The following is an 11,442-nucleotide window of genomic DNA, read 5'->3' on the forward strand; positions in this document are numbered from 1 at the left end:
GCCCCGGTGCCGGGCGGCGGCGGGGCGAGGCCGGCGGCGAGCCGCAGGGTCTCGCCCAGGCGGGCGCCGACGTCGGCCAGGTGCTCGGCCCCGCCGTCGGCCGGGGGCGGCAGGTGGCGGGCGGGGGCGAGGTCGACGTCGTCGTCGAGGAGGTCGAGCACCGGTACGCAGCGGCTGAGCCCCGGCTGCTCGGCGGTCGTGCCGGTGCGGTCGAAGGGCCGCCAGGCGTCGAGGACCGCGGAGCGCACGGCCTGCCAGTCGTCGCGGGCGCGCCCGTCGACGGTGGACGCCGTGTCGACGAGCAGCAGCCCGGGCGGGGAGGGCCGGGTCCCGGCGGTGGGGCGGCGCAGCACCCACAGGTGCAGCGGGATGTTGTACGGGGGCGCGGAGCCGGCGGGCAGCGCGATCACGGCGCGCAGGGCGCCGCGCCGCAGCAGGTCGGCCCGGATACGGCGGCCGGAGCGGCGGGACGCGGCGGCGGGCGGCATCAGCAGGACGGCGGTGCCGCCGTCGCGCAGGTGGGCGAGGGCGTGCTGGACCCAGGCCAGTTCGGACTCGGTGCGGGCGGGGAAGCCGTACTCCCAGCGCGGGTCGTAGGCGAGTTCGTCGTGGCCCCAGTCGCGCTCGTTGAACGGCGGGTGGCACAGCACCGCGTCCACGGTGAGGCCGGGGAAGGCGTCGGCGCGCAGGGTGTCGCCGACGCGTGCGTGCACCTCGGCGTCGGTGCTCAGGGCGAGCCGCAGCGCGGTGAGGGCGGCGAGTTCGGGAGCGGAGTCCTGCGCGTACACGGCGGTCGGCGAGCGGACCGCGCCGAGCAGGGCGCCGGTGCCGGCGGCGGGGTCGAGCACGGTACGGGGCCGGCCGGCGAGTTCGGCCATCAGTGCGGCGGGGCCGGCCGGGGTGAGCGTGTACTGGCGGGGGTTGGCGTCGAGTTGCCGTCCGAGCAGGAACTCGAAGGTGCGGCGGGTGCCGAGTTCGGCGGCGAGTTCGCCGATGCCCCTCAGCAGCGGCGCGGAGACGGCCGCCTCGGCGGGGCGGGGGGCGACCGGGGCCGCGTGGCCGGTGTTCACAGCCGACTGTGAACTGTCGTCGGGGCCGGCCTTGCCGGGGGCCGTGCCCGAAGTGTTCACAGCGGCCTGTGAACCGAACCGTCGGGTGAGCACCCTGTCGAGCCTGTCGGCAAGCGCCTCGGCCATGCGTGCGTCGGTGAGGCCGTTGAGCTTCAGCCACTCGGTGGGCCGGTCGCGGATCAGGAGCAGGGCGCAGCCCGCGTGGACGAGGGCGGTGACGGGGCCGGCGGGGTGTCCGGCGAGCTGTTGCCAGACCCGTTCACGGAGCGGGACCTCGGCGAGCTTTCCCTGCTCGCGCAGCCACTCCTCGACCTCGGCGAGTGCGAAGGCGGGGCTCGCCCCGGTGCCGCCGACGGGCCGGGGGAAGTCGGCGTGGCGGCGGCACCAGTTGCTGACGGCCGCGCGGCCGACCCCCGCGAGCCGCGCGATTCCAGCGGCGGTCACCTCAGTGGCGTTGTCCTGCTCCCCCACCGGCTTCCCTCCTGACGACGCTGGGGCACCGAGCATACCCAAGGCGATCCGAAAACACCCTTCACAGGAAGGGGAAGCAAACAAATCACATTCATGTTGACTCGGTTCACAGCATCTGCTCTGATTGGGCCCATCGGAACGAGCGACCGCCGGCACGAGGCGGCCTCCCGCCCACCTCACGACACCCCTGAGGACCCCATGCGCCGCACCACCACCGCACTCTCCCTGATCGCCGCCGTCTCGCTCGCCCTCACCGCGTGCGGCTCCGGAAAACCGGAAACCGCGGGTGGTGACGGCAAGGGCACGGCCGAGCAGGCCCCGTTCGCCGACCTGTCCGGGCCGGAGATCGTCGCCAAGGCGCTCAAGGCCACCAAGAACGCCTCCTCCCTCACCCTCAAGGGCGACGTCCCCGACGGCAAGGACACGGTCAAGCTGAACATGGCCCTCGACCGCGCGGGAAACTGCGCCGGGTCCATCGGAATGAGCGGGGGCAACGCCGACATCATCAAGACCGGCGACACCGTCTACTCGAAGTTCGACGAGGCGCTCCTGCGCTCCGAGAGCGAGGGAGAGCCCAAGTCCGAGACCGATGCTGTGGTGGACATGCTCGCCGGCCGCTGGATGAAGACCGACGCCGACAGCGACGACGCCAAGGAGATGACCGCGTTCTGCGACCTCGACGAGCTGCTCGCCGAGTTCGACGGCACCGGCTCGGCCGCCCGCAAGGGCAAGGCGACGACACTCGACGGCACGCCCGCGTTCACCCTCACCGAGGCCGACGGCAAGGACCGCTACACCCTCTACGTCGCCACCGAGGGCAAGCCGTATCTGCTGCGGATCGAGAACACCACGGCGAAGCAGCCGGACGACCTCTCCTTCACGGACTACGACAAGCCGGTCCCGACGACGCCGCCCGCCGACAAGGACATCGTGGACCTCGACAAGCTCTGACGTCCCGACGGCCCGACCAGGCCATCCGAAGGACGGTCCGTCAGCCCTCTGGGGGGAGGGCTGACGGACCGTCGCCCCGGCCGGGGAGGCACACCCGCCTCCTCGGCCGTACGGCGTCACGTCACCGCGCCCGGAACCGCTCCGGTGCCTTCGTCGCGTTGCCACCGGAGGGGAGTTCCTGGCCGGGGCAGGTGGACAGGACCTTCTTCATCGCGGCCTTCTCCGCGGCGGTGACCCACAGCTCGTACTTCTTCTTCACCGCGACCTGCGCGGCGACGTACGTGCACCGGTAGCTCTTGTCGGGCGGCAGCCAGGTCGCCGTGTCGCCGTCGCCCTTGGAGCGGTTGGCGCTCGCCTCCACGGCGAGCAGGTTGAGCGGGTCGTTGGCCAGGGCTATGCGCTTGCTCGCGTCCCAGTACGCGGCGCCCTTCTGCCAGGCGTCCGACAGGGCGACGACATGGTCTATGTCGACCTGGCTGCGCCCGCGCTGGAAGGTGATCTCCTTGCCGGTGTACGGGTCCGGGCGCAGCACGCCGTGCGACACCTTGCACGTGCCGTCGGTGAACCGCACCTCCTTCAGGTCCCGCTTGAGGATGTCGTCGCGGGTGCCGCAGCCGTTGGAGTCGGTGTCCGCCCAGGCACTGCCGAACTTGCCCCGCTCGTAGCCGGACTTCGGCGCCCGCCCCTTGACGGTCAGCGACTCGGCGGCGGCGAGCGCCGCACCGCCCCCGCCCGCCGCCTTCCCGGGTTCGCCCGAGCCGTCGATCCCCTCCGTGCAGCCGGTCACCGTCAACGCCACGACGGCGGCCACGACCGCCCCGCCCCTCAGACGCATCACGCCGCGCCCCTCCCCTTACGTGCCTGGTCCCGCCCCTGGCGCGGGCCTCTTTTCCCAGGTGCCCACGGTAGCGGGGAGGATGTCCATGTCACACGGGGGGGCACGGAGGCACAGGGCACGGAGACACAGGGCGCGGGCACGGCACGAGCACGGCGCGGGCACAGTGCGGCTACGACCCCAGGATGGACGTCAGGAACTCCCCCACCCAGCCGAGCAGTTCCCGCCCGACCAGCGGCTTGCCGCCGACCTTCGCGGTCTTGGGGCGGGGCACGAGGACCTGGTGGGCGGCCGGCTTGAGCACCGAGCCGGGGTAGAGGCGCTTGAGACGCAGCTCCTGCGACTCGCGCAACTCCACCGGGGCGAAGCGGATGTTGTTGCCCTGCAGCACGATCTCGCCCACCCCGCACGCCCGGGCGAGCATGCGCAGCCCGGCCACCAGCAGCAGGTTCTCCACCGGCTCGGGCAACTTGCCGTAGCGGTCGGTGAGTTCCTCACGGACGGCCTTGATGTCCTCCTCCGAGTTGGCGGAGGCGATGGACCGGTAGGCCTGCAGGCGCAGCCGCTCGCCGGGCGCGTAGTCGTGCGGGACGTGCGCGTCCACGGGCAGCTCGATCTTGACCTCGAGCGGCGGCTCCTCCTCCACGCCACCTTCCAGGGAGGCCCGGTAGTCCGCGACCGCCTCGCCGACCATCCGCACGTACAGGTCGAAGCCGACGCCCGCGATGTGCCCGGACTGCTCGCCGCCCAGCAGGTTTCCGGCGCCCCGGATCTCCAGGTCCTTCATCGCCACGTACATGCCCGCGCCCATCTCCGTGTGCTGGGCGATGGTCGCCAGCCGCTCGTGGGCCGTCTCGGTCAGCGGCTTCTCCGGCGGGTACAGGAAGTAGGCGTAGCCGCGCTCGCGGCCACGGCCCACCCGGCCGCGCAGCTGGTGCAGCTGGGACAGGCCGAAGTTGTCGCCGCGCTCCACGATCAGCGTGTTGGCGTTGGAGATGTCGATGCCCGACTCGACGATCGTCGTGGAGACCAGCACGTCGTACTTCTTCTCCCAGAAGTCGACCACGACCTGCTCCAGGAGGGACTCCGACATCTGGCCGTGGGCGGTGGCGATCCGCGCCTCGGGGACGATCTCGCGCAGCCGGGCCGCGGCGCGGTCGATGGACTCCACCCGGTTGTGGATGTAGAAGACCTGGCCCTCGCGCAGCAGCTCACGGCGGATCGCCGCGCCGATCTGCTTCTCCTCGTACGGCCCGACGAACGTCAGTACCGGGTGGCGCTCCTCGGGCGGCGTGGTGATCGTCGACATCTCCCGGATGCCGGTCACGGCCATCTCCAGGGTCCTGGGGATCGGCGTCGCGGACATCGTCAGGACGTCCACGTTGGCGCGGAGCTTCTTCAGCTGCTCCTTGTGCTCGACGCCGAAGCGCTGCTCCTCGTCGACGACGACCAGGCCCAGGTCCTTGAACTTCGTCTCCGACGAGAACAGGCGGTGGGTGCCGATCACGACGTCCACCGAGCCGTCCCGCAGCCCCTCCAGGACCGCCTTGGCTTCGGTGTCGGTCTGGAAGCGGGACAGCGCCCTCACCTTCACCGGGAACTGCGCGTACCGCTCGGAGAACGTGCCGAAGTGCTGCTGCACCAGCAGCGTGGTGGGCACGAGCACCGCCACCTGCTTGCCGTCCTGGACCGCCTTGAAGGCGGCGCGGACTGCGATCTCCGTCTTGCCGTAGCCGACGTCGCCGCAGATCAGACGGTCCATCGGGACCGACTTCTCCATGTCCTCCTTGACCTCGGCGATCGTGGTGAGCTGGTCGGGCGTCTCCGCGTACGGGAAGGCGTCCTCCAGCTCGCGCTGCCAGGGCGTGTCGGTGCCGAAGGGGTGCCCGGGCGCGGCCATGCGCGCGCTGTAGAGCCTGATCAGGTCGGCGGCGATCTCCTTGACCGCCTTCTTCGCGCGCGCCTTGGTCTTCGTCCAGTCGGCACCGCCGAGCCGGTGCAGGGTGGGCGCCTCGCCGCCGACGTACTTGGTGATCTGCTCCAGCTGGTCGGTGGGGATGTAGAGGCGGTCGCCGGGCTGGCCGCGCTTGGCCGGGGCGTACTCCACCACCAGGTACTCGCGGGTGGCGCCCTGCACCGTGCGCTGCACCATCTCGATGTAGCGGCCCACGCCGTGCTGTTCGTGGACGATGTAGTCGCCGGCCTCCAGGGTCAGCGGGTCGATGGTCTTGCGGCGGCGGACCGGCATCCGGGCGCCGTCGCGGCCGGCCGACCTCTGGCCGGTCAGGTCGGTCTCGGTGAGCACCGCCAGCTTCAGGCCCGGGTCGACGAAGCCGTGGTCGATGCGGCCGCACGCCACGTGCACCACCGACGGGGACAGCGCCCCGAGGGCCCCCGCCTTTCCGTCGGACGCGGCCAGGCGGGCCGCGATGCCCTCCCCGCCGAGCACCTCGACGGTGCGGGAGGCCGGGCCGTGGCCCTCGGTGACGAAGACCGTGCGCCAGCCGTCCGCGAGCCAGCCCTTGGTGTCGGCGAGCGCCTTCGCGGTGTCCCCGCGGTAGGTCTCGGGCGCGTGCATGCCCAGCTTGAGGGTGTCCCCGCCCCCGCCCCCGGCGCTCTCGCCGGCGCCGTCGTACGCCGTCTCGTCCGCGGCGAACGGCGAGACGGTCCACCACATCATGTCCAGCTCGCGCGCGCGGTCCCGTACGTCCGCGATCGACCACAGGGAGGCCGCGCCGACGTCGATGGGCGCCTCGCCCCCGCCGGCCGTGGCCGCCCAGGAGGCCTGCAGGAACTCCTGCGAGGTCGCCACCAGGTCCGCCGCGCGCGTGCGCACCCGCTCCGGGTCGCAGACGACGGTCATGGTGCCCTTGGGCACCACGTCGAGCAGCAGCTCCATGTCGTCGACCAGGACCGGCGCCAGGGACTCCATGCCCTCCACCGCGATGCCCTCGGCGAGCTTGCCCAGCAGTTCACCGAGCTCCGGATGCTGCTCGGCGAGGACACGCGCACGCGCGCGTACGTCCTCGGTGAGCAGCAGCTCACGGCAGGGCGGTGCCCACAGGCCATGCTCGGCGACCTCCAGGGAGCGCTGGTCGGCGACCCTGAAGTAGCGGATCTCCTCGACGTCGTCGCCCCAGAACTCGATGCGCAGGGGGTGTTCCTCGGTGGGCGGGAACACGTCGAGGATGCCGCCGCGCACGGCGAACTCGCCGCGCTTCTCCACCAGCTCCACGCGGGAGTACGCGGCGGCGGCCAAGGCGTCGACGACATCGTTCAGGTCGGCGGTCCGCCCGCTCCTCAGCGACACCGGTTCCAGGTCGCCCAGGCCCTTGACCTGCGGCTGGAGCACGGAACGCACGGGCGCGACGACGACCGAGACCGGGCCGGTCTCCGGGTCGTCGGGACTGGGGTGGGACAGGCGGCGCAGCACCGCCAGGCGGCGGCCCACGGTGTCGCTGCGGGGGCTGAGCCGCTCGTGCGGCAGCGTCTCCCAGGAGGGGTACTCCGCGACACCCTCCGGGGGCAGCAGCGAGCGCAGGGCGTCGGCCAGGTCCTCGGCCTCGCGGCCGGTCGCCGTCACCGCGAGCACGGGGCGGGCGGCCTCGCGGGCCAGGGCGGCGATCGCGAAGGGGCGGGCCGCGGGGGGACCGACGAGGTCGGCGTACATGCGGTTGCCGTCCGCCGCGGCAGTGATCGCTTCCGCGAGGGCGGGGTCCTTGACGACGGCGTCGAGCAGACCGTGCAGGGTCATGAGGGGCTATTTCCGTCCGGAGGTGGGCAACACGAAGGGCCCGACTCGTACGGCGGGCCGGGGGTCCCTTCAGCGTACGACGCCCGGGCGGGTGACCGTGGAGGCTGTGGACAACGGGGGTGAACGGGGGCGGGGGCGGCAGGGTGTCACGCCCCGCCGCCCCCGCCTTCCCGTCCCCGGGCCGTGCCCCGGGATCAGTCCGTCGCGATCGCGTTCAGTACGTTCATCCGGCCCGCCCGGAACGCCGGGACCAGGGCGGCGAACAGGCCCACGAACGCCGAGCCGATGAAGACGGCGATGATCGTCGGCCACGGGATGTCGAGGACCTTCAGGCCCTCCAGGGCGAGGAGCTGCTGGGCGGTGGCGCCCCAGCCCATGCCCAGCCCCAGGCCCAGCAGGGCTCCGAAGAGAGCGATCACGACCGACTCCATGCGGATCATGCGACGCAGCTGCCGGCGCGACAGGCCGATCGCCCGCATCAGGCCGATCTCCCGGGTCCGCTCGACCACCGACAGGGCCAGCGTGTTCACCACACCCAGGATCGCGACGACGATCGCCAGGGCCAGCAGGCCGTAGATCATGTTCAGCAGCTGGCCGATCTGATCCTTCAGCGCCTCCTTGTAGTCGGTCTGGTCGCGCACCGTGTACTGCGGGTAGTCGTGCAGCGCGTCCTTCAGCGCCTTGTACGCGGCGTCCTTCTGCCCCTCCTTGGCCGAGGCGAAGACCAGCTGGTCCAGCGGCATCTTCTCGGCCGGGACGTACGTGGCGAGCGTGTCGATCGACGTGTACATCGCGCCCGCGTCGACCACGCCCTCACTGCTGGTGATCGCCCGGACCGTCAGCCCGGCCGCCGAGCCGTCCTTGAACGCGACCTTGATCTTCGAACCGACGCTGATGCCGTGATCCTTCGCGAACTTCTCGTGGACCGACATCGAGTCGGGCCGGTAGGCGTCCGTGAGCTTCCCCGCGACGGTCTCGACCCGCAGGTCGGTCGCGTACGTCGGGTCGGCCGCCGTGATCGCCGTGTCCTTGAGCGTCTTGCCGTCGGGCGTGGTGAAGTCGGCCACGGTCCACTTGTACTCGGTGACCCGTTCCAGCCCGGGCGTCGACTTCACGGCCTGAACGGCCTGCGGGGTGAGCAGCTGGCCCTGGTCGTTCTGGACGATGAAGTCCGTACCGACCGCCTTGTCGAGCTCCTCGGTGGCGGAGGCCACCATGGAGGAGCCGACCACCGACAGGCAGGCCACCAGCGCGAGCCCGATCATCAGCGCGGCGCCGGTCGCGCCGGTGCGGCGCGGGTTGCGCAGGGCGTTGCGCTCCGCCATGCGGCCGACGGGGCCGAAGGCCCGCAGCAGGACCGCGCCCAGGACACGGACCACGCCGCTCGCGAGCAGCGGACCGATGACGACGAAGCCGATCAGGGACAGCACCACGCCGAGGCCCAGCCACAGGGAACCGTCGGTGGCCTTGTCCGCGGCCCCCGCCAGGTACAGGGCGAACCCGCCGACAGCGGTCAGCACCGTGCCGATGACGCCCCGCACCCAGCCGGCCCTGGCGTCCGCCGGGGCTCCCGCGTCACGCAGCGCGGCCATCGGGGAGATCTTGCCGGCCCGCCGGGCGGGCAGGTAGGCGGCCAGCACGGTGACGACAACACCCAGGAGCAGTCCGATCGCCGGGGTCGTCCAGGCCACCGTGAGGTCGTCCGTGGACAGCTTCATGCCCATCAGGCCCATGAGCTTCATCAACCCGACCGCGAGACCTACGCCCGCGCCCACACCGAGCACCGAGCCGACGACACCGAGCAGCAGCGCCTCGGCCAGCACCGAGCGGTTGACCTGCCCGCGGGAGGAACCGATGGCCCGCATCAGACCGATCTCCCGGGTGCGCTGCGCGACCAGCATGGAGAAGGTGTTGATGATCAGGAAGATGCCGACGAGGAAGGCGATCCCGGCGAAGCCGAGCATCGCGTACTTCATGACGCTCATGAAGCTCTCGACGTCCTTCTGGTTGGCCTCGGCGGTCTCCTCGGCGGTCTGCACCTTGTAGTCGCCGCCGAGTGCGGCCAGAACGTTCTTCTTCAGCTGCACGTCGCTGACGCCGGCGGCGGCGGTGACGTTGACGTTGGTGTAGACACCGGTCTCGCCGATCAGCGCCTGCTGGGCGGTCCTGGTGTCCAGGTAGAAAATCGCGGCACCGGGGTTGGTGACGGTGAAGTCGGCGATGCCGGAGATCTTCGCGGTGTGCGTGCCGACCGCCGTGATCACGCCTATCCCGTCACCGAGCTCCAGGCCGTGCTTGTCGGCGGTGTCGGCGTCGACCATCACCTGGTCCGGGCCCTTGGGCGCCGCACCGGAGGTGACCTTCATGGTGCGGGCCTCGGTGTCGTTCCAGCTGCCGACGATGGTCGGTGCCCCGCTGGACGGCGAAAGGCTGTCCTTGTCGCCGTCGACGACGGTCACCGAGGTCGAGAACACCGTCCCCTCGGCCGACTCCACGCCGTCCACCCCGCGCACCTCGGTGAGCACGGAGGCCGGCATCACCGGCGGCTTGCCGTTGCCAGAGGTCGTCTCACCGCTGTCGGACGCGCCCTTGGCGCTCACCGTGACATCCGACGAGGTGGCGGCGAACAGCTTGTCGAACGTCGTGTTCATCGTGTCGGTGAACACCAGCGTCCCGCACACGAACGCCACCGACAGCAGCACCGCGACGGCCGACAGCGCCATGCGGCCCTTGTGCGCGAAGAAGTTGCGCAGGGAGGTCTTCAGGACGGTCATGACGTGCGCCCCCGGGCGTCGAAGTCCTTCATGCGGTCCAGGACCTGGTCGGCCGTCGGCTTGTGCATCTCGTCGACGATCCGGCCGTCGGCCAGGTACAGCACGCGGTCGGCGTAGGAGGCGGCCACCGGATCGTGGGTGACCATCACGATCGTCTGGCCCAGTTCGTCCACGGACCGGCGCAGGAAGCCCAGCACCTCGGCGCCCGCGCGGGAGTCCAGGTTTCCGGTCGGCTCGTCACCGAAGATGATCTCGGGCCGGGCGGCCAGGGCGCGGGCCACGGCGACACGCTGCTGCTGGCCACCGGAGAGCTGGTTGGGCCGGTGCTTGAGCCGGCCGGCCAGACCCACGGTCTCCACCACCCGGTCCAGCCACACCCCGTCCGGCTTCCGGCCGGCTATGTCCATCGGCAGGGTGATGTTCTCGAGCGCGTTCAGCGTGGGCAGCAGGTTGAACGCCTGGAAGATGAAACCGATCCGGTCCCGGCGCAGCTGCGTGAGCTTCTTGTCCTTCAGGCCGGTGATCTCGGTCTCGTCCAGGAAGATCTGACCGCTCGTCACGGTGTCGAGGCCGGCGAGGCAGTGCATCAGCGTGGACTTGCCGGACCCCGAGGGGCCCATGATCGCGGTGAACCGGCCGCGGGCGATGTCCACGTCGACGTGGTCGAGGGCGACGACACGGGTCTCTCCGGCCCCGTAGGCCTTCACGACCTGCCGCGCCCGCGCGGCAACGGCCGTAGTCCTTCCAGTACCCCCGTGCCTGGGAATGGTCACAGCCGATGTCACGTCAAGTCTCCTATATCGGTTTGCGGATGGCCACGCTGGAACAAGTGCGTGGCCGGCGAATCGGTACGCCGTCGAGTCTGCTCGGCGAAGCCCCCCGGCGCGCTGGTGCTCAGCGCAGTCTTTCGCTGGGGAAAACCCCACCCCCGTCGGTGCGGCACACCGCCCCCTGCGGCGTAGAACCAGGTTAGGAACAGCCCCCGTCCCCCCACGTCCTCCGCCGGTACGAACCCTCCCCGACCCCAAGTACGGAGCTCCCCCTAGGGGTCGTCCACCGACGGGAGGACCCCGTCTCAGGGTCGTCTCCCCCCATCGGCCCACCGAGCGTCCACCCTGACGCCGCGTGAAGGTCAAGCGCGAAGCCCTCCCGGGGCAGATAGGTGCACGGGGAAGGAATCGGAGGCGGGCAGTACCCGACGACGGTGACGACTCACGGTCCCGCCGTCGATGACGGCCCCCGCCACGCCCTCCGCCCCGCTCCTCCCCGCCATGCCCCGCCCCGCCCCCTCGCCCGGTCAGCGCCCCGTCACACCACTGCGCACCGGGTCCCTCCGCGCCCGTACGCCGTCCCAGGCCCCGCCCTGCTCGCGCAGCACCCGCTCCCTCTCCCCGGCGGTCCACTCCTCCCGCAGCCGGGCCTCGGTCAGCACCTCCGCCGCCCGGGCCCGCGCCTCCTGCTGCCCCCGCCGCGCCGCCTGTTCGGCCTCGACGAGCGCCCGCACCGCCTCCGACAGGGCCGCCTCGGCGGCCGCCGCCCGGGCGGCGTGCTCCGCCTCGACCGCGGCCCGCCGCTCGGCCTCCGCAC

At 71.8% G+C, this 11,442-nt stretch carries 6 protein-coding genes and 1 pseudogene; 1 reads left to right on the forward strand and 6 read right to left on the reverse strand.

Annotated features, from left to right (window positions below; translation table 11 throughout):
* On the reverse strand, positions 1-1,577 hold a 1,577-nt coding region (locus DEP02_RS19155; protein ID WP_112468918.1), incomplete at its 3' end, for an N-6 DNA methylase.
* Between the two features lie 162 nt (positions 1,578-1,739).
* Between DEP02_RS19155 and DEP02_RS19160 the strand changes: the two genes are divergently transcribed.
* A complete protein-coding gene (locus DEP02_RS19160; RefSeq protein WP_112468913.1) occupies positions 1,740-2,492 on the forward strand; it encodes a hypothetical protein in 753 nt (250 codons plus the stop codon).
* 121 nt (positions 2,493-2,613) lie between these two features.
* Here the strand turns inward: DEP02_RS19160 and DEP02_RS19165 are convergent, their stop codons facing one another.
* The 5 genes and pseudogenes from DEP02_RS19165 to DEP02_RS19185 all read right to left on the reverse strand — a co-directional run.
* A complete protein-coding gene (locus tag DEP02_RS19165) occupies positions 2,614-3,327 on the reverse strand; it encodes an HNH endonuclease family protein (protein WP_198668488.1) in 714 nt (237 codons plus the stop codon).
* A gap of 172 nt (positions 3,328-3,499) precedes the next feature.
* Entirely contained in the window at positions 3,500-7,081 is a 3,582-nt protein-coding gene (gene mfd / locus DEP02_RS19170) for a transcription-repair coupling factor (protein WP_112468915.1), read from the reverse strand.
* Positions 7,082-7,275: 194 nt separating this feature from the next.
* A complete protein-coding gene (locus tag DEP02_RS19175; RefSeq protein WP_112468916.1) occupies positions 7,276-9,855 on the reverse strand; it encodes an ABC transporter permease in 2,580 nt (859 codons plus the stop codon).
* Complete coding sequence (locus DEP02_RS19180) at positions 9,852-10,640, reverse strand: ABC transporter ATP-binding protein (protein ID WP_112468917.1); 789 nt, start codon at positions 10,638-10,640, stop codon at positions 9,852-9,854. Before DEP02_RS19180 ends, DEP02_RS19175 begins: the two co-directional genes overlap by 4 nt.
* A 512-nt stretch (positions 10,641-11,152) precedes the next feature.
* Positions 11,153-11,442, reverse strand: a pseudogene (locus tag DEP02_RS19185) (cellulose-binding protein); the annotation flags it as partial.

It is taken from the genome of Streptomyces triticisoli, assembly GCF_003270085.1.
Classification (GTDB): domain Bacteria; phylum Actinomycetota; class Actinomycetes; order Streptomycetales; family Streptomycetaceae; genus Streptomyces; species Streptomyces triticisoli.

Excerpts from the sequence above, each read along its gene's own strand:
- DEP02_RS19160 (WP_112468913.1), top strand. The coding sequence starts at position 1,740 with ATGCGCCGCACCACCACCGCACTCTCCCTGATCGCCGCCGTCTCGCTC.
- DEP02_RS19165 (WP_198668488.1), bottom strand. The coding sequence starts at position 3,327 with ATGCGTCTGAGGGGCGGGGCGGTCGTGGCCGCCGTCGTGGCGTTGACG.
- mfd (WP_112468915.1), bottom strand. The coding sequence starts at position 7,081 with ATGACCCTGCACGGTCTGCTCGACGCCGTCGTCAAGGACCCCGCCCTC.
- DEP02_RS19175 (WP_112468916.1), bottom strand. The coding sequence starts at position 9,855 with ATGACCGTCCTGAAGACCTCCCTGCGCAACTTCTTCGCGCACAAGGGC.